General features: G+C 56.8%; 19 protein-coding genes. 7 read left to right on the top strand and 12 right to left on the bottom strand.

Annotated features, from left to right (window positions below):
- The first annotated feature begins 32 nt into the window (after positions 1 to 32).
- From H7687_RS10035 to H7687_RS10050, 4 genes are all read left to right on the top strand, one after another.
- Positions 33 to 1,544 (top strand): amino acid permease, encoded by a 1,512-nt coding sequence (locus H7687_RS10035; RefSeq protein WP_183346942.1) that lies wholly within the window; start codon positions 33 to 35, stop codon positions 1,542 to 1,544.
- A 638-nt stretch (positions 1,545 to 2,182) separates the two neighbouring features.
- Positions 2,183 to 5,113: an NAD-glutamate dehydrogenase domain-containing protein gene (locus tag H7687_RS10040; RefSeq protein ID WP_246404804.1), complete on the top strand. Its 2,931-nt coding sequence runs from the start codon at positions 2,183 to 2,185 to the stop codon at positions 5,111 to 5,113.
- A 53-nt stretch (positions 5,114 to 5,166) separates the two neighbouring features.
- The gene (locus H7687_RS10045) at positions 5,167 to 6,999 is read left to right on the top strand and encodes an aldehyde ferredoxin oxidoreductase C-terminal domain-containing protein (RefSeq protein WP_183346944.1); all 1,833 of its coding nucleotides are present in this window, start codon (positions 5,167 to 5,169) and stop codon (positions 6,997 to 6,999) included.
- A gap of 37 nt (positions 7,000 to 7,036) precedes the next feature.
- Positions 7,037 to 8,425 carry an aspartate aminotransferase family protein gene (locus H7687_RS10050; protein WP_198424628.1) on the top strand — a complete coding sequence of 463 codons (1,389 nt, stop codon included), beginning with the start codon at positions 7,037 to 7,039 and terminating at the stop codon, positions 8,423 to 8,425.
- Positions 8,426 to 8,643: 218 nt separating this feature from the next.
- Here the strand turns inward: H7687_RS10050 and H7687_RS10055 are convergent, their stop codons facing one another.
- The 5 genes from H7687_RS10055 to H7687_RS10075 all read right to left on the bottom strand — a co-directional run bounded on the left by H7687_RS10055 (position 8,644) and on the right by H7687_RS10075 (position 13,696).
- Positions 8,644 to 10,287: a fatty acid--CoA ligase gene (locus H7687_RS10055; protein ID WP_183346945.1), complete on the bottom strand. Its 1,644-nt coding sequence runs from the start codon at positions 10,285 to 10,287 to the stop codon at positions 8,644 to 8,646.
- A 31-nt stretch (positions 10,288 to 10,318) separates the two neighbouring features.
- Positions 10,319 to 10,843: a PaaI family thioesterase gene (locus H7687_RS10060; RefSeq protein ID WP_183346946.1), complete on the bottom strand. Its 525-nt coding sequence runs from the start codon at positions 10,841 to 10,843 to the stop codon at positions 10,319 to 10,321.
- 180 nt (positions 10,844 to 11,023) lie between these two features.
- Positions 11,024 to 11,269, bottom strand: a complete 246-nt coding sequence (locus tag H7687_RS10065; RefSeq protein ID WP_183346947.1) for a hypothetical protein — start codon at positions 11,267 to 11,269, stop codon at positions 11,024 to 11,026.
- A gap of 92 nt (positions 11,270 to 11,361) precedes the next feature.
- A complete protein-coding gene (locus H7687_RS10070; protein ID WP_183346948.1) occupies positions 11,362 to 12,384 on the bottom strand; it encodes a cytochrome d ubiquinol oxidase subunit II in 1,023 nt (340 codons plus the stop codon).
- Entirely contained in the window at positions 12,377 to 13,696 is a 1,320-nt protein-coding gene (locus H7687_RS10075; protein ID WP_183346949.1) for a cytochrome ubiquinol oxidase subunit I, read from the bottom strand. The genes H7687_RS10070 and H7687_RS10075 overlap by 8 nt, the downstream gene beginning before the upstream one ends.
- Before the next feature lie 369 nt (positions 13,697 to 14,065).
- On the opposite strand from H7687_RS10075, the gene H7687_RS10080 reads away from it, so the two are divergent.
- The gene (locus H7687_RS10080; RefSeq protein WP_183346950.1) at positions 14,066 to 14,836 is read left to right on the top strand and encodes an MBL fold metallo-hydrolase; all 771 of its coding nucleotides are present in this window, start codon (positions 14,066 to 14,068) and stop codon (positions 14,834 to 14,836) included.
- Between the two features lie 45 nt (positions 14,837 to 14,881).
- A complete protein-coding gene (locus tag H7687_RS10085; protein ID WP_183346951.1) occupies positions 14,882 to 15,868 on the top strand; it encodes a GlxA family transcriptional regulator in 987 nt (328 codons plus the stop codon).
- 8 nt (positions 15,869 to 15,876) lie between these two features.
- On the opposite strand, the gene H7687_RS10090 is transcribed toward H7687_RS10085, so the two are convergent.
- Both H7687_RS10090 and H7687_RS10095 read right to left on the bottom strand, forming a co-directional pair.
- Positions 15,877 to 16,698: an FkbM family methyltransferase gene (locus H7687_RS10090; RefSeq protein WP_183346952.1), complete on the bottom strand. Its 822-nt coding sequence runs from the start codon at positions 16,696 to 16,698 to the stop codon at positions 15,877 to 15,879.
- A gap of 586 nt (positions 16,699 to 17,284) precedes the next feature.
- Positions 17,285 to 17,512 carry a hypothetical protein gene (locus tag H7687_RS10095; RefSeq protein WP_183346953.1) on the bottom strand — a complete coding sequence of 76 codons (228 nt, stop codon included), beginning with the start codon at positions 17,510 to 17,512 and terminating at the stop codon, positions 17,285 to 17,287.
- Positions 17,513 to 17,939: 427 nt separating this feature from the next.
- Here H7687_RS10095 and H7687_RS10100 point away from each other — a divergent pair, with 427 nt between their 5' ends.
- A complete protein-coding gene (locus H7687_RS10100; RefSeq protein WP_246404806.1) occupies positions 17,940 to 18,188 on the top strand; it encodes a TFIIB-type zinc ribbon-containing protein in 249 nt (82 codons plus the stop codon).
- An 832-nt stretch (positions 18,189 to 19,020) separates the two neighbouring features.
- Here the strand turns inward: H7687_RS10100 and H7687_RS10105 are convergent.
- The 5 genes from H7687_RS10105 to H7687_RS10125 all read right to left on the bottom strand — a co-directional run bounded on the left by H7687_RS10105 (position 19,021) and on the right by H7687_RS10125 (position 23,996).
- Positions 19,021 to 19,590: a DUF4276 family protein gene (locus tag H7687_RS10105; RefSeq protein WP_183346955.1), complete on the bottom strand. Its 570-nt coding sequence runs from the start codon at positions 19,588 to 19,590 to the stop codon at positions 19,021 to 19,023.
- Positions 19,583 to 20,827, bottom strand: a complete 1,245-nt coding sequence (locus H7687_RS10110; RefSeq protein WP_183346956.1) for an AAA family ATPase — start codon at positions 20,825 to 20,827, stop codon at positions 19,583 to 19,585. The genes H7687_RS10105 and H7687_RS10110 overlap by 8 nt, the downstream gene beginning before the upstream one ends.
- A gap of 269 nt (positions 20,828 to 21,096) precedes the next feature.
- Positions 21,097 to 22,203, bottom strand: a complete 1,107-nt coding sequence (locus H7687_RS10115; protein WP_183346957.1) for a hypothetical protein — start codon at positions 22,201 to 22,203, stop codon at positions 21,097 to 21,099.
- Positions 22,204 to 22,370: 167 nt separating this feature from the next.
- Complete coding sequence (locus H7687_RS10120) at positions 22,371 to 22,730, bottom strand: hypothetical protein (RefSeq protein ID WP_246404773.1); 360 nt, start codon at positions 22,728 to 22,730, stop codon at positions 22,371 to 22,373.
- 543 nt (positions 22,731 to 23,273) lie between these two features.
- Complete coding sequence (locus H7687_RS10125) at positions 23,274 to 23,996, bottom strand: hypothetical protein (protein WP_183346958.1); 723 nt, start codon at positions 23,994 to 23,996, stop codon at positions 23,274 to 23,276.
- Between the last annotated feature and the right edge of the window lie 55 nt (positions 23,997 to 24,051).

The following is a 24,051-nucleotide window of genomic DNA, read 5'->3' on the forward strand; positions in this document are numbered from 1 at the left end:
TTTGTTATTTATTCCAATGAACGGAGAACCCAATGACAGATCAAGTTAAAGAAGTGCATCTGTTGGAAACTGGATTTGAATCGTTCGACGACGGCGGCCTGAAGCGCGGGCTCAAGGACCGCCACGTCATGATGATCGCCCTGGGGGGCATCATCGGCTCTGCTTTCTTCCTCGGCACCGGTTCCATCGTCAAGGACGTAGGCCCGTCCGCCTTCATCACCTACGCCCTGGGCGGCCTCATCGTCTACCTGGTCATGATCGCCCTGGGCGAGTTGGCCGTCGCCATCCCCATTTCGGGCTCCTTCGTCACCTACGCCTCCGAATTCATCTCCCCCTCCTGGGCGGCCGGGGTCGGCTGGAGCTACGTCTTCAACTGGATGGCCTACATTCCCGCGGAATGTATCGCGGGGGGCATCATCATGAAGACCTTCGTGCCAGGCACCAGCGAATTCATGTGGGCCGTCCTCTTCGGCATCGTCATCACGGTGGTCAACATTTCGCACGTCGAGGCCTTCGGCGAGATCGAGTTCTGGCTTTCCATCGTCAAGGTCATGGCCATCGTCGTCTTCTGCGTCGTCGCCGTCCTCATCTATTTCAACGTGATCCCCAACCAGCACCCGGCCGGCCTCGGCACGACCTACCTCACCGGCAACGGAGGCATCTTCCCCAACGGAGGATTCGTGTTGCTGACCACCATGGTCATGCTCCTGGTCAACTTCCAGGGGGTTGAGATCATCGGACTTACCGCGGGTGAGGCGAAAGATCCCAGCAAGACCATTCCTACCGCGGTGCGCAGCATCACCATCAGGGTCATCATGCTGTTCATGGTCCCGGTGTTCCTGCTGGTGACCATCTTCCCGTGGGCCAATGCCGGCGTGGAAGGGGGCTCCGTCTTCGCCGCGGCACTCGAGCAGTACGGCCTGCACTGGGCCGCCGGCCTCTTCAGCTTCGTGGTCCTCACCGCCGCGCTTTCCTGCGCCAATTCCGGCCTCTACTCCACGGTCCGGGTCACCTGGGCCATGGCGCGCGAAGGTATGGCGCCGAAGTTCCTGGGCGCTCTGAACAAGCACCAGGTTCCGGGCAACGCAGCCCTCTTCGTCATCGCAGGCGTCTGGTTCTTCCTGGCGGGTTCCTACTTCTTCGCCGCCTCCAAGGTGTTCGTCGCCCTTTTGTCCATCTCCGGCTTCACCGGGACCATCGCCTGGATCTCCATCATCTGGTCGCAGTTGAACTTCCGCAAGCGTCTGGTCGCCAACGGCTACAGCACCAAGGATCTCAAGTACGTGGCGCCGGGCTTCCCCTACCTCGCGCACCTGGGCATCTGGAGCATGGTCGGCTGTCTGGTCTTCACCGCCTTCAACGAGAGCCTGCGCATCGGCTTCTACGCAGGCGTTCCCCTGCTGATCCTGCCCATCGTCATTCACAAGATGCGCAAGGTAGATCACGAGTTACTGGCCAAGCTGCACAGCAAGGTCCGTTTCGACGACCTCTTCAAGCCGCGCACCAACTGCGCCGTCGACTACGCAGCCGCCGAAACCGATTAGCCCTCCCCTACAGCAAGCACGAAAAAGGGCCTCCCAAACGGGAGGCCCTTCTTTATTCATCCACGAAACGCCGCACGTCATCTAAGGTCCCCCCCTTTGCGAAAGGGAGGGAGGGATTTGCTTTTGTTGGTACTGTCACAACGGAAGATGCCGCCCCGCATCCAGAGATGCAAGCGAGCATGAACCAGCAAAAAACAAAACGGACGCATCTACAGCCACTTACGCGAACATACAGACCAATCCATCCACCACTTCCTTGAACCTACAGGCAAGATGCACCGCGCATGCATGACCGCATTACAGTCATACTGCGCCCCATGCATCGCCGTCGCCTCATCCCCCTCTCAGCATCCAGTCGCCTGGTTCAACTCCCTCGTAACTCCGCAAACTTACCGCGCGCACGCCACCCCCTCCGCCGCAACCGCCTCTCCCCCCTTCCTCCCCCACACAATGGCACACCTTATGCTGTTTACACAAACGGCCGCCCTGGACGTGTAGCAACAGTCCGAACCCAGGTGTCGCGCAAAGACAGGCATCAAGATGGCAGCGTTGCCATTTCATCCCGGCCACTGGCCGTACTAGGGGAGTTACCGATGGATATTGTTGATGACCGCATTTCGGGGAAGGTGCAGCGCGTCATGAAGCAGAACCGCTTTCTCGCCGACCGGAACCTCGCATGGATTCACTCCCGAATCCATCCCTACTTCTTCATCACCATGCAGGAGGAGATTGACGCCATCGCCATCCTGGCCGACGGGCTGCACAACCTGTCCCGCAACCGACGCATGATCCTGGCAGACCGCGACCGGATGCTGATCCAGGCAGTCCTCAACCGCCCCGGCTCGCTGTACGAGACGCTGCGCACCTTGAAGGAGCGCGAGATCTCCTACGCCCATTTCGCCGTCTCCAATGGGCCGCTCCCAGACTCGGAGCACCACCTGGAACTGCAGCGCTTCGAGTTCGACCGCAAGACGCCCCAGGAGGTGGCGGCAAGCAACGACAAGGCCCCCACCGCCATCAGGCGCCGCATCGCGGCGGCCCTCAAACGCGACTACCCGGGTTTCGACCATAAGAGGCTCGATTACCTCCTCAACATCCTCTGGATCAACAACCAGGACTACGTGCGCATCTCCCCAGCCACCCGCGTGGCGCGCACGCTGGCGCTGTTCCAGCACACCAGAAACAACAGCGGGGTCTACCTCGACGCCGAGCCCGCCAACACCGGCGAGACCCGGCTCATGTTCGCGGTCGGCAACCCACCCCAGCGCGACTTCCTGCAGCAGATAATGGAGGTGTTCAACCGCCTCGAAGTTAGCGTGAAGCGGGCCTACTGCCTTACCATCAGCAACGAGATCCACCCCTACTTCCTCGGCAACTTCTACGTGACCACCCGCGACGGCGCCGAGGTCACCCGGGGCTCGGAACTGTTCCTGCGGCTGCAAAGCGAGCTCTACAATACCCAGATACTCTCCACCGCCTCACCATCCTACGCCGAGCTCGTGGTCAAGGGGGTGATGAGCGGCGAGGATGCGCTGCTGGTCAACGCCATGATCGGTTTTTGCCACACCAACCTGGCGCACACCCATCCGGACAGCTTCGACCTGGAAGGGATCATGCGCGCCTTCCACAACCACCCCGACATCGCGCAGCAACTGGTGAAGCTCTTCCGCGCCCGCTTCGATCCGGCCGTCGCCGACCGCGAGGCGCACTACGCCGCGGTGCTGGAGGAAACCACGCGGGTCGTGGACAGCTACAACACCGGGCACGGCTTTTTGGACGAGTTCCGGCGCACCATCTTCCGCTGCGCGCTGCTCTTCATACGCTACACGCTGAAGACCAACTTCTACGTGCTGGAGAAAAGCGCCCTCGCGTTCCGCCTCGACCCGGGCTACATGTCCGAGATGGAGCCCAAGTTCTCGGCGGACCTCCCCCCCGAGCGCCCGTTCAGGATCACCTATTTCCATGCCCGCTACGGGCTGGGCTACCACATAGGCTTCTCCGACATCGCCCGCGGCGGCTGGCGCACGCTGATCACCAACGGCCGCGACGATTACGTGACCTGCGCCAACTCGCTCTTCCGCGAAAACTACGTGCTCGCCCACACCCAGCACCTCAAGAACAAGGACATCTACGAGGGAGGGTCCAAGATGGTGGTCGTGCTGGATGCGGCCGGAATCCAGGATCGCGACCTGGTCACCCAGCGCCTGTACAAGCTGCAGTACTCGCTGATCAACGCCTTCCTGGACATTTTCGTGACCGAGAAGGGAAAAGCGAAAGACCCGCGCGTGGTTGACTACTACGGCGAGGACGAGCCCATCGAACTGGGGCCCGACGAGAACATGCACGACGCCATGGTCGAGCTGGTGGCGGCCCAGTCGGTGCGCCGCGGCTATCTCCTGGGCATCGGGATCATGTCCAGCAAGAAGGTGGGCATCAACCACAAGGAGTACGGCGTCACCTCGGCGGGGGTGATCCGCTTCGCCGAGATCACCATGGCCGAACTGGGCATCGACATGCACCGCGACCCGTTCTCGGTGAAGTTCACCGGCGGCCCCAACGGCGACGTGGCCGGCAACTCCATGCGCCTTCTGCTGGAGCGCTGTCCCAAGGTCGCCATCAGGCTCATCATCGACGGCACCGGCGCGCTCTACGACCCGGCCGGAGCCGACCGCGACGCCCTGGGCAGGGTCGTGCTGCAGTCCGACATCGACGCCTTCGACGCCGGCGCCCTGCATCCGGGCGGCTTCATCCTCTACCGCAACCGGACCCGCCGTGACGGGATGAAGGAGCTCTACTGCAAGGTCATGCGCGACCAGGATGGGCTCAAGGAGCTCTGGATCTCCAACGACGAGTTCTACCGCGAATACAACTCGCTGGTGTTCACCGTGGCGGCGGATCTCTTCATACCCGCGGGCGGCCGGCCGGAAACGGTCCGGGAGCACGACTGCGATCGCTTCTTCGCCGAAGACGGCACCCCGCTCACCCGCGCCATCGTTGAGGGGGCCAACTCCTTCATCACCCCCAAGGCGCGAGTCGAGCTGCAAAAACGCGGCATCGTGCTGATGCGGGACGCCTCCGCCAACAAGTGCGGGGTCATCTCCTCCTCGTACGAGATCATAGCCAACCTGCTGTTGTCGGAGAAGGAGTTTCTGGAGCAGAAGGAACCCTACGTCCGCGACGTGATCCGTATCCTGAACAAGAGGGCCGAGGACGAGGCGCGGCTCATCTTCCGCCGCCACCGCGAGGCCGGCGGCGCGCAGCTCTTTACCGAGATCTCCGACGCCATCAGCACCGAGATCAATGCCCAGTACGCGACGCTGTTCAACTTCTTCCAGAAGCACCCGCAGCTGTGCGACCGGCCACTGTACCGAAAGGCCATCCTCGCCCACCTGCCCGGCATGCTCGCCGACAGGCCGGGATACCGGATGCGGACCAAGGGGCTGCCGCCCAAGTACAAGTACGCCATCCTTTCCAGCGAGATCGCATCTTCCATGGTCTACCGCGGCGAAAAGGAGAGCGACGGCTACCGTGAGCTCCTGGAGGCGCACCTGAAACGGTTGTCGGCCTGACAACGCCTGGCTGGCGAACCTGCACACCAAAACAATCAAAAAGAGGTCAAGAGATGAGATTTACCACCACTACCCCGGGGAGCGACCCGTCCGCGGTACTCTACAACCGCTGCACGGTCTACCTCGGAGACGGCACCATAACCATGGAAGAGATACCCTGCCGCAACCTGGAGGAGGTGCTGGGCGGCTTCGGCAGGTCGTTCCAGATGCTGGCCACGCGGCCGGTGCAACAGGCATATACGCCGGAGAACCCGCTCATCCTCAACACAGGGCTCCTTACCGGCAGCAACGTGATGACCGGGCTGCGCAGCTACTTTTCCGCCTACAGCCCGCTCAAGCAGTCCCACAAGGGGCTTCCCGCAGCCATGTGGTCCGCCGCAAGCGGCAAGTTCGGCAGCAAGCTCAAGTGGACCGGCATCGACGAGGTGGTCTTCGAGGGGCGCGCCGAGGAGCCGGTCTACGCCGTCTTCCGCGCCGGGGCAAACGGGCCGGAAGCGGAACTCAAACCCGCCGGGCATCTGCTCGGTCTCAGCAGCCACGACAAGATCATGGCCCTGCAAAAGGAATATCCGGAGGCGCATTTCGCCGCCATCGGTCCCGCAGGAGAGCGCTACCAGCAGGTGCTGATGGGCGCCGTCGCGCTCAGCACGGAAAACCAGCTGAAGTCCGGCGAGGACAAGTGCCGCTTTGCCGGTCGCGGCGGCATGGGGAGCATGATGGGCTACAAGAACCTAATCGCCATCGTGGCGCAGAGCGAGGACCGGCTCCCGCCCATCGCGGCGGAGATGAGGGACGTGAACCGGGACGTGGTTAAGGGGGGCGGCTCCAACAGGTTTCAGCCCCTGACTCAGGGGGGCGGCGGCGGGACCTGGGCCAACCTGGAAGTGCTGGACGTTTTCAAAGCGGTGCCGGAAAACAACTTCCGCTCCATAGCAGGCAGGCGGATCGAGGGGCTTTACCGCGACAGCGTGGAAAAGTCGCTCCATGTGCGCAGCGAAGCCTGCTTTCGTTGCGGGGTGCGCTGCCACAACAACCTGTACCGCAAGAACGAGGACGGCAGCGCCGGCGAATTCATCGCCAAGTTCGACTTCGAGCCGCTGAACCTCTTCGGCACCAACCTGGGCATCCACGACGGAGAGCAGGTCGCCGAACTGATCAGGCTGTGCGACAACCTGGCCATGGACGCCATATCCCTGGGCACCACCATAGCCTACGTCCTCGACTACAACGCGCGCCACCCGGAAGATACCATCCTCAACGGTGCCACCTTCGGCGACTACGACAAGGTGCGGGAGCTGGTGCTTGCCACCGGTAACGGCAGTTGCGACCTTATCGGCCATGGCGTGCAGCGGCTCTCCAGACGCCTGGGCGAAACAGGCTACGCCATGCAGGTGAAGGGGCTGGAACTCCCCGCCTACCTCCCGGAAACCAACCCCGGCTACGCCTTTGCCATCGCCGGCGGGCACATGTCCATGGGAACCCACATGATGGTCGCCCGCGAGGGAAAAGTGGGCATGAACGATTGGGTCAACGCCATCACGCAGCAAGGGCTGCTCCAGGTGGGTTACGACATGATCGGGCTGTGCAAGTTCGTGGGGATCGGTCTCGGGCACGACTTCGTGGTGCGGGCGGTCAAGGCTGCGACCGGCCTGGAGGTCACTTCCGAGGAGATCGTCGCGGCGGTACGGCGCGCCTACCTGAGGGGGCTCGCCCTGGAACTGCGCCAGGGGTACCAGGACGACGAGTACACCCTGCCGCAGCAGGTCTTCAGCGACCCGAACCCGAACATCACCCTGCCCCGCTTCGTCACCCAGGAGTTCCTCGACGAGATGAAAAAGCGGGTCTGGAACGCATTCGAACCGGAAATGGCAGGACTCTTCGCCTGAGCCAGACGGGAAAACAAAGAACAATAAGGGAGGAACGATGATTACTGAAATGAAGACGTCCTACCGGGTGGTCTCCGATGCGCGGCTGGTCGAGCTCAGGGACCGCGAGAACCGGCTCTTTCTGGAGCGCACTCCCGCGTCCCAAAAGACCTTCGAGCGTGCCCACGAAATGCTCCTGAACGGTGTTCCGATGCCGTGGATGGGCGACTGGGGCACGTCCCATCCGATATTCGTAAAAAAGGCGCAGGGTAACAAGATCACTGACATCGACGGCAACGAGTACCTCGACTTCTGCCTGGGGGACACCGGGGCCATGTTCGGCCACTCCCCCGAGCCGACCGCCGCGGCGGTCGCCGACCAGGTGCGCCACGGCATCACCACCATGCTCCCCTCGGAGAGCGCGCTTGCCATCGGCAGCGAACTCGGGCGCCGGTTCGGCCTCCCCTTCTGGCAGGTCGCCATGACCGCCACCGAGGCGAACCGCTACGTGCTCAGGATCTGCCGCGCCCTCACCGGACGGCACAAGGTCCTGGTGATGAACGAGTGCTACCACGGATCCATCGACGAAACCCTGCCACACATTGGCCCCACCGGTAAGCTTGAGCTCCGTTCCGATTTCGACATGAACCCTGGCGTCCCCAAGGACGCGCTCACCCGTGTGGTCGAATTCAACGACGTCGCCGCCCTGGAAAAGGAGCTGGCCCACGGCGACGTGGCCTGCGTCCTCGCCGAGCCGATCATGACTAACTGCGGCATGGTGCTTCCGGCGCAAGGGTATCACCAGGCGCTCAGGGAGCTTTGCACCAGGTACGGCAGCATCCTGGTCATCGACGAGACCCACACCCTCTCCACCGGTCCCGGCGGCTACACGGCGGCCTACGGCCTCAAGCCCGACTTCGTCACCCTCGGCAAATCCATCGCCGGCGGCATCCCGGTGGCGGTGTACGGGTTCACCAGGGAGATCGCAGACCGGATCAATGCCTCCTTCGGCAGAAAGAGCGTCTCCGACCCCATGGGAATCGGCGGCACCCTGTCCGGCAACATGTTCGCCATCCGTGCCATGGAAGCCACCTTGAAACACGTCGCCACCGACGAGGCCTTCGAGCGGATGATCGCCGGGCAAAACCGGCTTTCCGACGGGCTCGACGCGGCCTTGAAACGGTACGACATCCCCTGGAGCGTAACCAGGAGCGGGGCGCGCTGCGAACTGCAGTTCATGCCGCGTCTGCCCAGGAACGGATCCGAGGCCAAGGCGCAGTTCGACTGGGAGCTCATCTACTACACCCACCTCTACCTGGCCAACCGCGGGATACTGATCACCCCGTTCCACAACATGATGCTCATCCCACCCATGGCGACCGACGACCAGATCGACACCCTGGTGCAGGTGTGGAGCGACTGCATGGCGGAGCTGTCCACCCGCTAGTGCCACGCCTTTAAACAAAAGGGGAGACCGACGACGCGGTCTCCCCTTTTCCCTCATACTATTCCTGGTTCCCAAGCTCCAGCTTGGGAACCCCATGGGCGCAATGCTCCAGCTTTGCATCCGAAGGAAGCTGGAGCTTCGGAGAGGGTTTGCGTTCCCAAGGTGGACCTTAGGAACGAGATCAAGGAGATCGAACGAGATCACCCCAGCCGTCGCCCCTACCCTAGATACTTCTCCCTCAGGGCCACCTTGTTGATCTTGCCGACGCTGGTCTTGTCGATGGCATCGACGAACTTCACCTTCACCAGCACCACCTGCTTGCTGACCACACCCTTGTCGGCGTACTGCCTGACGTGGTGGGAGATGTCCTTCTCGGTGATCTTGAACGATGGCTTGGGCACCACCAGCGCCAGCGGGCGCTCGCCCCACTTTTCGTCGGCCTTGCCGATGACGGCCACCTCGGCCACGGCGGGATGGTGCGCGATGATGTCCTCGAGTTCCAGCGAGGAGACCCACTCGCCCGCCACCTTGATGACGTCCTTGCTGCGGTCGGTGATGCGCAGGTAGCCCAACTCGTCGCGCACCGCAACGTCGCCGGTGTGCAGGTATCCCCCCACCCAGAGCCGCTCGGATGCCTTGTGGTCTTTGAGGTACCCCTGGGTGAGCCAGGGGGAGCGCACCACCACATTGCCGGCGCTCACCCCGTCGCGCGGCAGTTCCTTGAGTTCAGCGTCGACCACGCGCAGGTCCACCAAGGGAAGCGTGAGGCCGGTCTTGCAGCGGATGTCCGCCTGCTCCGCGTGGGAGAGTTCCAGCATCTCGGGCGTCAACTGGGAGATGGTGAGGATGGGGCAGGTCTCGGACATGCCGTAGCCGGTGAAGACATCCATCCCCGCCTTGAGCGCCTCCACGCAAAGGTTGCGCGACAAGGCGGCCCCGCCGATGATGAGCTTCCACCCCTTCAAATCCATCCGCGCCGCATGCGGGTGCTTTAAAAGCATGTGCAGGATGGTCGGCACGCAGTGCGAGAAGGTCGCCCCTTCCCTCTCCTTCAGCTCCAGCAGGGTTTCCGGCAGGTAGCGCCCCGGGTAGACCTGCTTCAGCCCCAGCATGGTGGCGATATAGGGGACGCCCCAGGCGTGGACGTGGAACATCGGCGTGATCGGCATGTAGACGTCGTCACGGTGCAGACAGCCGTGTGCGGTGGCGGTGCCGAGCGTGGTCATCAGGGCCATGGTGTGCAGCACGAGCTGCCGGTGGCTGAAGTAGACCCCCTTGGGCATGCCGGTGGTGCCGGTGGTGTAGAACGTGGTCGCCCTGGTGTTCTCGTCCAGGTCGGGGAAGTCGAACTGCGGCGAGGACTGGGCCAGGAGCGCCTCGTATTCGCCGGCGAAGGGGACGGTGTCGTCATCCTTGGCCTCCTCATCGCTGATCAGGATGTAGGTGCGCACGTTGTCGATCCTGCCGCGGATCTGCTCCAGGATGGGAAGGAACTCGGCGTTCACCAGCAGCACGTCGTCCTCGGCGTGGTCGATGGTGTACAGGATCTGCTCCGGCGACAGGCGCACGTTGATGGTATGCAGGACGGCCCCGATCATGGGCACAGCGAAGAAGAGTTCCAGGTAGCGGTGGCTGTCCCAGTCCATCACGGCGACCGTCTGTCCGGGGCGCACCCCGAGGCTGGTCAGCATGTTGGCGGCCCGCCCTACCCGCTCCCTGAGCTGCCGGTAGTTGCCGCGGTAGAGGTCGCGGTAGACGATCTCCTGGTCGGGGTTGTCCACCACCGGGTAGAGCAGCATGTTCTTGATCAGCAGCTGGTAGTCGAAAGCGGAAGGGGTGCGGGGAATCAACAAATCACTCATCTAAAGCCTCCTCATTGAAGCAATGGTTAAACTAAACCTTCTGGCAGTCATCCAGGAAATTCTGCAGCACGTCCTCCTCGACACCGGCCAAGGCCGCAATCCGGGACAGGCGCGGGAAGGACCACGTGGTGCGCCCCTCGGCGAGGCGCTGCCCGCCGGCATCGTAAATCGCCATCGCCACCTCCGCCTCAGGGGGATCGAACTTCAGCACCTGCCCCACCACCCGGATCTCGGTGCCGGTAGCGACCGGTTTGAGGAAGCGCACGGTGATTTCGCGGGTCACCCCTAACCTGCCGTGGCGGGCGAAAAGCGCGTAGGCCGCCGCCTCGTCCATCAGCGCGGATATGATCCCGCCGTGCACCATGCCGTCGAAACCGCAGTAGCCCGCGGGGACGGTGGTCAGACAGGCGACCCCGTCGGCGGTATGGCGAAAGCGAAGGCCAAGCCCGTGGGGATGCCCCTCGGAACAGACAAAACAGGAACCGGGCCAGCGGCCCTGAACCGGCGGCAGGTTAAGAACGGACGCATGCTGGTCCGCTGTGCAACACTCCTTCATCGATCCCTCCTGGAAATAAAGCAGTCTCTGAACCTGGTCGAGTCACAAGACCTGCAACTTTACTATTTTTCAGCAACGGATGCCATATTTGTTTGTATACCGCACTATAAATTTTGACCTGGGCAAACAAAAAGCCACCCGTTGGGGTGGCTTTGCGTGAACATGCTATTTAAGAGAGCACTACCTTTGGAACAGAGAACCTTTCTCGATCTGGTTCTTGCGAATCTCGTACTCTCTCTTGTTAATCCTGCCAGCCTTGTAATCGTTTTCAACCTGTTGCATCTGCCTGTGTGCGCTGTACTCGTAACCGCCGACGCCTAGCGCAGCGCCGCCCAATGCACCGCCGACCGCGCTTCCTTCACGGGAGGCACACCCGGAGGCGAACGCAGTAAACACCATGCTGATTATGATAAGCATCCTTTTCATAGCTGCACTCCTTGTGTCGAGGATTGGGGCAAAATGCCTAGTTCAGGTTAGCATAAAGGTTAAATTTTTCACACCTTTTCCTGTTGCCCCGCTCACGGCTCCTTCCCGGCAGGCGGCAGTTCCGGCGCCGGCTCTCCCCTGAAGGTCCAGTACAGGAACCACAGCGAAGGAACCAGTATCGCGGCGCCGATGGGAAGCACGGTCAGGTAGGCGATGAGCGTACTGCGCGGCGCAGCGGCAGCCCGTAGCGGCATCTCCTGTATGATGAGATCGGGATGGAGCGCGGCAGCGAAACCGGCCAGGGTAAGGGTCACGGTGGCTCCGGTCATAACCTGGGCGAACCGGTAGCGCCTCACCAGCAGCAAAAGCTGGGTCGTGACCCCGGCCAGTACCGCGAGAACCACGCAGAGCATCGGCCAGGACCCGAGCAGCCTGTGGGAGAACTCAGGGGCGGTATGCAGGGCCAGCGGGATCATCACCGCCGTCACGACACCGAGGGCCACCCCGGCGGCCATCGAAGCGTTGCGAAAATCCTCCTGCAGCGCCCCGCTCACACGGACCGTCATGTACACCGGAGCAAGATAGGCACAGATGCAGAGCGCGATCACGCCCCCCATAACGGTAAAGGGGGTGAGCCAGACGGCTGTGCCGGTGGCGACCACGTCGTTTTCGATGGTAATGCTCCCTGCGGCGGTTGCCGACACCGCCATGCCCAAGGCAAAGGGGGTGAGCACGCTGGCGATCTCGAAAACGCGTGCGCTGAAGGGAACCTCCCTCCCCGAGGCCCTCCCGTAGTGGCGGAAGGCGTAGGCGGCGCCCCTGAAATTGATCCCCACCAGGGCGACCACCAGCGGCGTCATGAGGGCGATGAACAACGCGGAAAAGCCGGCCGGAAAGGCCGTGAACAGCGTCACCACGACGAAGATGAGCCAGACATGGTTGGTCTCCCACACGGGCCCGATGGCATTGAAGAGCGCCTCCCGCTGCTCCCGTGCCCGTGGCCCGAAGGCGAACGCGGTCCAGATGCCGCCTCCGAAGTCGGCGCCGCCGAAGAGCGCGTACAGCACCAGGGCGAGAGCGGCCACCAGCGCGGCCAGCGATACCGGGTCAGGCATGTCCCACCTCCTTCCCGTCCTCCCCGTGGCGCCCCTGGTGCCGCAACAGCAGTGTCAGCATCCCTGCGGTCAGGCAGAAGTAGACCACGACGAAGGTGACCAACACCGAGACGACGCCGCTGTTGGGGGTCACCGATTGGGAGGTGCGCAGGTACCCCTGCACCACCCAGGGCTGCCGCCCGAACTCCGTCACCAGCCAGCCGCTCTCCAGCGCGATGATGCCGAAGGGAGAGGCGAAAATGAGGTACTTCAGCAGGCGTGGACCGTCGGGAACCGACTTTGTGCGCCAGCGCAGCCACCAGAACCAGGCGAGACCGGTCGCCATGACAAAGAAAGAGCCCACCATCAGGTCGAAGAAGGGATGCACCAGCCTGGGATCGGGCGTGGTTCCCTGCGGAAAGGCGTCGAGCCCCTGTACCACGGCGTTGGGGTCGTCGTGGGCGAGAAGGCTCAGCAGCTTCGGGATGCGCACGGCGTACAGGACCTGCCCCGTGTCCGGGTCCGGCCACCCCCCGATCACCAGGGGCGCGGCAGCCGAGGTTTTGAAGTGCGCCTCCATGGCCGCCAGCTTCGCCTTCTGGAACTTGGCCACCGAATCAGCGGCCCAGTCACCGCTCACCAGCATGAGCGGCGCCGTCACGGCAGCGACCGAGAGCGACAAGACCAGCGCCTTTTTCGCATCGGCAGCGTCCCTCCCCCTGAGGACCAGGGCAGCGTAGTAGCCGGCAACGGCAAAGGAAGTGGCGACATAGGCGGCGAGAGTCCCGTGCAGCGCCTCGTGCGGCCATGCCTGGTTGGCAAAAGCCTTGAGCGGCAGCACGTCCGAGGGGGAGCCGTTCACCATCCGGAAGCCGGACGGGGCGTTCATCCAACCGTTGGCGCTGATGACGAAGATGGCGGAGATGGCAGCGGCGAGGGTGAGCGGTATGGTGCAAAGGAACAGAGCGCGCCTGGAAAGCCGTCGTTCGCCGTAAAAGTACAGGGAGAGAAAGATCGCCTCGGTGAAGAAGGCGAACCCTTCCATGGAGAAGGCCAAACCGATCATGGCCCCGCTGAAGGCCATGAACCGGGGCCAGAGCAGTCCCAGTTCGAAGGAGAGGATGGTTCCGGAAACCGCACCGATGGCGAAGACGACGCCCGCCGGCAGGACCCACCGTCTTGCGATCCGGTGCCAGCTCTCATCACCGGTCTTCAATGCCAGTCCTTCCGCGAGCATCAGCAAGAGGGGCAGCCCGATGCCCAGCGTTGCATAGATGATGTGAAAGACAAAGGAAACGCCCATGAGGGCACGGGCAGCGAGGAGGTTGTCCATGATGCCTCCAGTCAGACGTTAAAAGCCATTAAAGTTTCCTGATCAGAGCGGGGTTGTCAAGAAGCGGCCGTGGGGGGAGTGCCATCGTCTGATCTGCCACTTCCCCCCTGGCATCCCGCCAGGGGGGACCTCCCCTTTCAACGTCTCCCCCCTTCTCTCTCTAAAGACCAAACGAATCTTCCTCGGGATCTAGCGATGAAATGACGCCGTGGGGCTAGATCGCCAGGATTCACCTTTACCGAACCGAATATGACAGATACACTCGAAAAAGTTACTGTCCCAAATCAATCGACATATGTCCCTCGGGCCACTGGCAGGGGCTGGTGCAATTGGCGATAATGCACCCATACCAACCCAAGGAGGCACGAGATGAAGTTCATGCAAGTTCGCAACGCGACAGCGAGGATCGAATATGGCGGCAAGAGAATTCTGATCGACCCGGTTCTGGCAGAGAAAGGGGCGTACCCGGCCTTTGCAGGAACGGTGAACCAACATCTGCGCAACCCACTGGTGGACCTGCCGGTTCCTGTGGAGACGCTGCTCGAAGTCGACGCCGTCATCGTCACCCACACCCACCTCGACCACTGGGATGAGGCGGCCAAGAACCGAATCCCGAAGGACATTCCTATCTTCGCGCAAAATGACAAAGATGCCGCCGGGCTAAAGGAGGCAGGCTTTACTGCCGTCACCGTGCTCACGGAGCTAACCGGATTCGCCGGCATCACCCTCATCAAGACATCGGGGCAGCATGGCAGCGACGCGGCCATGGCGAAACTGGGAGATCGCTTGGGAGAGGTATGCGGAGTGGTCTTGCAGCATCCCGACGAGAAAACCCTCTATCTCGCCGGCGACACGGTCTGGAACCGGCATGTGGCTGACGCGCTGCAGAAGTACGCACCGGGCGTCATTGTGCTGAACTGCGGAGATGCCCAGATAATCGGGATCGGGTCCATTATCATGGGTAAAGAGGATGTGTATGAAGTATACAAAGCCGCGCCGGACGCCACCATCATAGCGACCCACATGGAGGCGATGAACCATGCGGTGTTGTCCCGGAAAGAATTGCGTGACTTCTTGAAGGGAAATGGCATGATACAGCGAGTGCTGGTGCCTGAGGATGGGGAGACCTGCGAGGTGTGACCCTCATCAGGTGCGGATAATTTCGGAGCAGTGCAAGAGGATCACATGTCGGTTCCGTCTGTTGCAGTCGTCGCCATCAACCACTTCAGCCCGTTCCACTTCTCGGTGCCGTGCATCATCTTCGGCGACGTTCTGCCCGGTAAAAAGCTTTTCAACTTGAAGATCTGTGCGGGAGAGCCCGGTACCTTGCGCTCCCGCCAGGGCTTCAGCATCGAGACGTCCATCGGGCTGGAGGCTCTGGAGGAAGCGGACATTGTCATCGTCCCGTACTGGCGTGATCCCGCAGAGAGGCCGAATCAGGAGTTGCTCGACGCCCTGGTTGCCGCGTACAACCGGGGCGCGCTGGTGGTGGGACTCTGCCTGGGGACCTATGTACTTGCCTACGCCGGTCTGCTCGATCAGCGCCGGGCCGGTACACACTGGGAGTTCGAGCAGGACTTCGTCGCCCGCTACCCCAACGTGCAGTTGGACACCAACGCCCTCTACGTCGAAGACGACCGGCTGGTGACCTCGGCCGGAACCGCGGCTGGTCTCGATTGCTGCCTGTACCTGGTGCACCGGGTACATGGCCGGGCCATTGCCAACAAAGTTGCACGGCGCATGGTCATCCCGCCGCACCGCGAAGGCGGTCAGGCGCAGTTCATCGAGCAGCCCGTCCCCCTTTCCACCCGCGACGCCAACGTCAACAGGTTGCTGGAATATCTGCGCAACAACCTCGACAAGGTGCACAGCCTGGACGATCTGGCCGATTACAGCCTGATGAGTCGCCGCACCTTCACGCGTCACTTTCAGAAAGCCACCGGCATGTCCGTCGGCGCCTGGCTCATGAGCGAGCGTCTGCAGCGGAGCCAGGAGCTATTGGAGACCACCAGCCACTCCATAGAAGCCATAGCCGAGTTCGTCGGCTTCCAGTCCGCCGCCACGTTGCGTCAGCACTTCCGGTCAAAATTCAACGTCACCCCCACCGAATGGCGCAAAACCTTCCAGTCGGATAGTCCCGGGCGTTACCAGGGCCACTCCCCTCGACTTTGAAAGCTATCCTACCTGGTACCACTTGGTCTTCCCAACCTGGCGTGAAAGTCATACCATCCTGCTGGAGCACGTTTGAGCCTTTCGTACACTCTGTGAAAAATGGTATTGTAAAATTTGCCGTTTGCCCCGAAATACTTCTGCTCCAATAAGAGCCTCTTGTACTTTGCGAATGTCTCTTCGATCCCCATCCATTCACCAGGTGATTCCTCTCCAAAGGGGCCACTACACAGCCCGTCGAAGCGGTAGTCTACATAGTCACCCTCGACAGGAGGGTTTGGGCACCTCACAGCATAGTTCTGAGCTTGATTTACAATCTTGAAATCGCGGTACCCCAACCGCCAGAGCAATGAGAGCTCGTTGAATGTTTCTTCAAAAGAAGTCAATCCGGCTTCAATTGATATATACTGCGGTCTCTCTGGACTGGCAAAGAGTTGTTCAAGGCAAAGGGCATCCACTCCTTCAACATCAATTTTCAGATAATACGGAACGCTGAAATCTTGCAGGATTTTATCGAAGGTAGTGCACTTGACCTTGATCACCTCGCTTGATGATCCAAGGCGCTCATTTCTTTCGGCAAACTCTTTAGAAATCGTACCCCAGTCATCATGCTTGGCGTTTACAAAGAAATCAATTTCTCCTTCATAAGGCGCGATGGCTACATTTTGGATGATTAGACGACCGGATGTCACATACTCAGCAAGTGCAGTTTTTGCCGTGGCAACAAGTACTGGATTCGCCTCAATAGCAACAACATTGAACCCCTTCTTTAGGTAAAACTCGCTATCCTTGCCCACATGCATGCCAACATCGATGATGAGCTTTTTATCCACTTTTGCTTCTCCTTTGCACATGACCTGCCGCCCCCCTCATAGTTCGACCTCCCAAACAGGCTTTGCCGTACGCGATGGCTCGATATCCATCTTCTCGCCGGGAACCGAAAGGCTGCCCTCAGCTTTTACCTTTACGTCCCTACAGGGAGACTGAGGTGACGGAGGTTGATTTGTTAACTATTCCTGCGCCGTTTTCTGCTGTTAGTCGATTTGAACTCCGCCCCCCCTGGTTCCTCTATGTAGTATCTTCTGCCTTTCCTACTGCTTAAGATACAGCACTAGCGATACATCAAGCCGACCGGCCTGTGCGACCAACACATCAACCTTTGCCCGGTCTCTTTCTACAGCGTGTTTAAGCCGAGTCATACTGAACACCTCGCTAAGACTACTTTGGATGACCAGGATCGTATAACAGGTTTCGAGGGCCGGCAACAAAAACGATGACGCCCAGCAATGTGGGAGCCGCTCCTTTCAGCTCAGCCAGTTTCCCAAGCGCCAAGGGGACAGGCACCTGGCGGAACCAGTCCGCTCCATCCCTTTGCATTTTGCCCGCTTTATACTATAGTGCATTGGCAATTGTAGCGCCTTAATGATTCACCTCACCCGAAATGAAAAGGCGAGGCATGTTGTGAAAGCCATTTCCATAATCCTCATACTGGCCTATCTGACACTGCCAGCCATCTGCTTCGGGCACCCTTGCGACGAGTTTCCGACAGATGCGCAGCAAAGTAGCGCCGCTGTCATTCAATTGAATGACTGTCTCCTGGACATTGATTCGGACAGTTGCCAAACAGCCTGTTGCTGTGGCGCCCATCTCCCTACCTCCTCAGTCCCTCCCCCCTGCTCTGCGGTCGTGCGCAGTCAGCCGCCCTCCGAGCCATACCTGGCGCTGCCTCGCATTATAGACACCTTTTTTGTCCCTCCAGAAATCCGCCCCGAAAACACCCTTTGCACCTGACAACACCCTTATTACATCGCATGGCATTTGTGCCAAGCCGCTCGACCACCTGAACAACGCTATCGGCACAATGAGTGTTGTCATCTATGCGCGATGGTTGTACTGCCTGCCCGGCAGCAATCGGTGGATGCATCATCAGGCATCCACCGCGCGAGTTTGCCTCGCGTAACCGTGCTGCAGACGACCGGACCGGTGGCAAGGTAACCGAGCCATCATCAAACAATCAAAGGTAAAAGGAGAAAAGGATATGAAATGCCCGATATGCACTGGAGTTGATCTCAAAATGACGGAGCGGCAGGGAGTTGAAATCGATTACTGCCCAGAGTGCCGCGGAGTGTGGCTCGACAGGGGGGAACTGGACAAGATCCTGGAGAGGTCATATGCAGCGGCTGCTCCCCCCCCTCCGACCGGCGGGCCTCAAGCCTATCGGACCGACCAGAACCAGCGGCACTATGAGGATAAGCATCATTTCGGCCATAATGAGCACGACCGACACAAACGCAAGTCGTGGTTGACCGAGTTATTTGATTAGCCAGTACCCGCGGCAGGGGGAGCTCCCTCCCCCTGCCCTCCCCCTGCCTTCCTACATCCGATGGAAGTATGTGTCTATCGCAGTCAGGCATCCCAAGAAGACCAAGCCGTGGACAGCCTCTACGATCTTTTGGTGAAGACGCTCAGGATGGCACGCAGCCTTAGCCGGAACCGACTTTTGCTCCCATTACGCAAACAGCCTAACGGCGGGAACCGAAAGGCTGTTTGTGTCGACACAGAAGGGCCGAGAAACGCATAATTTCATGGGCGTCCCCCTGTCCCCCTGTCCCCCTGTCCCCCTGTCCCCCTGTCAACTTATCAGAGTGCTCGTAGATGTCATCTACCGATTCTATTGCAATACGCTCTTCTTCCTTCTTGTCATTAAAAATTCCGACTGAGAGCTTTTGGCTGTTGTTAAACCGTAGGCGGCAGATCGGTTTCCTGTTGTTGTCGTCAAGCAGGATAGCGCAGTAGCTCTGTGCATCACGCATAAACACACGGCGTGTCGGAACTACATTGCGGAGAATGGCCCGAATGACATGAAACGCTTCAATCTCTTCGGGAGTGGTGATAACTTGAGTGTGACATAGGGACGCCCATGGTTTTATGCGTTTCTTCCATGAGTATGGCAATTGGTAACGCATAATTTCATGGGCGTCCCCTTGTTGCACAGGATTCGTCGTAAGTGAGAGAACTCGCCATATAGAAAGAACAACGGGAGAGTTGCGTCCTACGACCGGCAAGCAGGTGTAACTGGCCAATTTATCAAAGAACTCGTTTTTCAGTTGACGCGGAGACTATAGAATGTCCCCTCATGCCTCATGCCCCTGATGCTATATAGCATCCACGAAACTTTTAAACGACTGGAAGGACGTGCACTTCGTATTAATCATATTTATGTCAATACGCTCTGCTAATTTTGAATTATGCTTGGTGTTAATGTAATCAACCTTTCTATTAGTTTCCTTTCTCACGGTGTCCCTTATGAATTCTTTCGGTGACTTAATTGATTCGGGATGTTGAGGTAAATAATTTGTCCGGGAAATGTTAAATACACTATTAAAGGCAGCCTCATCTGCAAGCAGCCAAGCCTCTAACTCTTCAACAGGTATTGAGATAAGAAACTTTTTCACAGGAGATGGTGAAAAAGATTTGTGTATTTTATCATAGAGGTCAGTAAGGTTGTTCCTATCAAGATCATGAAGTAGAATAATAGCCCCACAACCCTGCATTTTGAGCATGTTGGCCCATGCGTTTGCCTTCCTACTAATTTTACCGCACCCATTACCTACATATTTCTTGAAACCGATTTTGCGGGTTGAATGAATGCGCCTAACGAAGTGTTTGACGCATTCAACATCAGAGTCATCTTCAGCTATAATACCAACCGTTACTTTACTCATCGAACCCTCCCTCCTTCCAAAAATCACCAAGATTGCCAACCTCTTCAAGATAGGCATGCAACGCTTTGTAATTGTTTTTGGTTAGAGTTTTACTTAAGGTTTTCGCAGTAGTTCCTTTTTCGTTTGACCTAGACACAATGACTAAATGTTCTGGCTTTAACTGGTCCAACACGAAATCTGAATGAGTCGAAATTATTATCTGCTTAAAATCCGATTCATCCTTGATAATAGATATGATGCTTCTAAGCAGGCCATGGTGCACACAAACCTCTGGTTCTTCAAGAAGCAACACTGAGTCTTGCTTATGTAAAATGTAAAACAATAAAGCAGCCGTTTTGAACGTACCTTCAGACAATTGGTTAAACGACAAGATTTTTTTACCAAGTAAAATTTTTGGTACCACGATAAACTTCGTCCTAACATCCGTGACCACTTTGCCACCAGATTTCACATTAATCTCTTCTGAGCTAAAATTAATCTCATCAAAAACTAAATCATCTATGAGACCTATACCTCTAGGTCCAATTAAGTTTAAATATCTTATGTACTTATCAGGGGATTCTCTATGCAGATTTACCAAATCCATAATAAAAGCAGAGTGAGGGCCTGTCGCTCTTTTACTGTAACGATAAGCCGAATCGGCTTCTCTTGCTTCTAGTTCAATTGAAGTAGGACACCTTTGTGGATCAGAGAACTGCGTAGCAGAGTAATAATTAATAGATTCGATAAACTCAATTGCTCTGGCAGCATATTCAAAAAAATCCTTAGGTATGTTATCTTTTAAAGTTCTGAATTTTTCATAAGCTTTGTATGTTAAATACATTTTATCGCTCATTGTTCTACGCCGATGCGACCTAAACTCCGACAATAAAATTTCAACAGGTATATCTATCCATTTTTTAGGATAGATGTTTTGTATTCTCCATTCAGTTTTAATCGATGCAATTTCTTCTTGAGAGTGACTACCAATATCGTAGTCAAAAGTAGACTTAAGTTCTACCTTTATGTTTTGATATGTAAAAACAGCTACAACAATCGTTTCTAACAAATTTTTTGAATTATTTGAGAAATAATGATATCTGTTATCTGTTATCCTTTTCAATAACTTAATTGCAGAAAGTATACTTGTTTTCCCTGATCCATTTACCCCTATCAGTGCTGTCAAGGTGTCGTTTATATTTAATAATGTCTTCTCGCATGATTTGTATTTTATTATTTCAACTTTTTCTAGTCTCATACCCACCTCTCATTATGAATTTTGCGCCACCGTGGGGTCACGCTTGCAAGTTAGAATCTTTGTACCTTCAATCTTAGCTTCCAACAAACTCAGAGGATAACATGTCCAAACTTATAATACTTTCGGTCAAATCGCGGTCGCTTACAGGACACATATATATTTCGATTTTACAGTCATAACAGTAATATTTTTTTGCAAACGTGAGTAAGAGGGACGTTGTCGACTTTTTGAGTACCCCATCGTACCCTATCTACCTCTCCCAGTGTAAGCTATTGGTCATTCGGGGCTATATGAATACTCATACATTTCTCTTTGATTGGATCAAGGTCTTCTTCCCAGATGCTTTTAACACGACTTAGAGGGCATCTGAAGTCGATGAAGCCATCATGGATACCAATAAGGTAGTTTTCTGCTGTGATACCCTGTCTGCTACCAGCCCTTGGCCGATCCCAATCTTGAAGGGCATCACAAACTCGCAAAAGCCAAGGTAAGGGAGCCACGTCTTTGTCTATCTTATTTAGATCAAAATTGGTTTTATGAGCATCGTGCAACATAATCGCTGCACATGCAGGAATGATATTCTCACGGAAAGTTCGTCTCGACCATGAAACTTCCTGTTCGTCGTTTCCTTCATAAATATCGGAAGGGTTGTTCTTCTTATAGCAGAGATCAATATGAGCCATTAGGAGAAGGGAGCTAACAACTCCATGTTTGAGCTTGCCCGACCTAAGCATATTAGCATATAAGCTCTGTGCTTTAACGGTAAGCCCCCACTGCTCCTGCAAAAACACCTGCATCAAATCCAATGACTTTTCTTTTGTAGTAAGAGTCTTAAAACGTGAAAAATTATATTTGACTAGATATTTTTGACCTCTTATATCAGGGTTGACAAGTGTATTTAATGGATCAACCACAGATTGGTCAACAAGCTTCTGTGCGATTTCAAAAGGATACCCAATGTCGTGGAATAAGGAGGTTATTTTCCACTGGAATGAGAACCCTGGTATAGCTGGAATGTTTAATTCCCTTACCAGCAACAGCCCCAGTAAGTATGTGTTTAGTGCATGGATCACGTGATCACGAGATTTCCTTTGGACCTCAAAAAATGGGTCGATTTGTTCAGCAGTAGGTAGTGGCCTCCTCAGCATTTCTTCAAAATGATAAAGACGCTGCAACGTCTCGGGCAGGGCAGGTTTCTGATGCGGATTGATAAGGCGCTCGATTGTTTGGATTGCTATAGCAGCTTTTAGTGATGGATCCTCTTGATCTAAGAAGTTTAGTAAGCTCTCCACGCAACTGGGCTCAGTGACTTCTGCGCCATGATGAAGAAGAAGGTTTCTTATATGTATTTGCGGATTGTTTAGCTCAATACTCATGTGTGATCTCCATTTGTGCCTAGTACGGACCTCATAATCAGGAAATAGGCAAACAAAAATAACTTTCAACTGTTTCTGAAGGACTTACTGCAGACCTGAACAGCCCCCTTAACGAGCCACTCAGTCAACCTTATACCTGTTCTACCGACTCCCGCTCTTTTCGGCGTTTACGCCTTCGGCAACGCGGCCTGCTTGTTCACCAGGGCGGTGAAATCGACGCCGGGCAAGAGCCGGCTTAACTGGCCCATTAAGCCGTCTCCTGCACTGCCGCCGCCGGTGACGAGGACGTCGGGGACGATCTTGATCTTGCCTTCCTGGATGGCGGCGGCGATCAGTTCGACGATCTTGATCTGCTTGATGGCTTCTTCGCCGATGGCTTCCTGCTGCTTGTTGTAGTCTTGCGCGGTGGCTTCGCCGATGGCGGCAATCTTGGAGGCTTCGCCATCGCCGATCGCCTTCAACCGCTTCCCTTCACCTGCCCCTTCCAACGCCTTGGACTCGGCGTTACCTTCCGCGAGCGTGATCATCTCGGCTTTCTTCTGAGCCGGGGGGACGTTGTTGAGATTTTGAGCCGGGGGGACGTTGTTGAGATTTTGTTTTTTGAATACGCTAACTTCTTGAACATAGTGGATAGCCAAAGAAAGTCAAAATCATAACGCCCCGCCGATGCTCTATCCGAGTTCTGTACCACAAACTGGACAAACAGTTGAGCCCCCTGCCATCTTCGCGTCACATCTGACACAGTTGGTATTAGTAAATACACTTTGTGGGGGGTGCCCGAACCAGTGCTGCTTACTGCACTTGACGCATCCATAAACGGGTATTTCGGAAGAAAACAGAGCAGAAGTGGCACCCCACCAAGTGCTAAGGGATATCTTACCGAGAGTGAATTCTTCACCTCCACAATGCTCGCATTTCAGCACTGTATCTGCGTAAACAACGGAAGTAACAGTGTCCAAAGTATTCTCCTTGTCTGTCACACACACTACACCAATATGGCACCGGGGGGACGTGGTTGAGATTTTGATTTTGAATACCCCAACTTCTTACGCCCCCCGATGCCAATGCCCCTAAACAGAAGGGAGAAGATTTAACAGATATGTTCGCGCAGCCGCTGCTGCCTTTGCACGTGCAGATGGATGATGAATTCGAAAGCTACGGGTCTTGCCGCGCAGTTGAAACTCCCACAGATGACGATTCGGAATCCCTTGGGCACTATAATCCCGCCCGTTTATACACTCGCTGAGTGGAAAATATTCTCGTCTATGGGGAACAGAAACCATGCCGTTGGCAAAGATGATGATGTCTGGTTCCAGGATTTCGATTTGCTTCTTCAATAGAAGTTCGGAATGGCGCCTGATGGTGTCAAAATGGGGAGTATTTATCGGGCTGCCCTTTTTCCAGTCAAAGCAGAAAAGGTTGGAGTAAATCAGCCCCTCCTTGCCACATCTTTTACCGACCGCTCTTGTGAAGTTGTGGAATGAATACCCCCGCGAGTTTTTACCTCCAAGTTCCCGTTCAAAGTAGCTTTTGTGCTTGTCCATGCTGCTGCGAACATAGCTTTCTAAGCACTTGAACCGTTCACCTTTCGTCAGAACGTTCCATCCAGCAGTCTCACTACCTACGATCATGATCTTGTTTTTCGACTCTGCGTACCCGTCATTTACGCTGGTCACAAAAAGGCCTGAGAGTTCCTCTGGCCTACTTCCGTGGGGCACTCTAGCATCTAGAAACTTCGGATCTATATTCTCCAGAATATTGCAATATGCACCCCACAATCTTTCATTAAGCACAATGATACTCCTCATATTTCCGACAATAGTCTCCCCCAGTTGGGGACTGTCTAGA

Source organism: Geomonas paludis (genome assembly GCF_014193585.1).
GTDB classification, from domain to species: domain Bacteria; phylum Desulfobacterota; class Desulfuromonadia; order Geobacterales; family Geobacteraceae; genus Geomonas; species Geomonas paludis.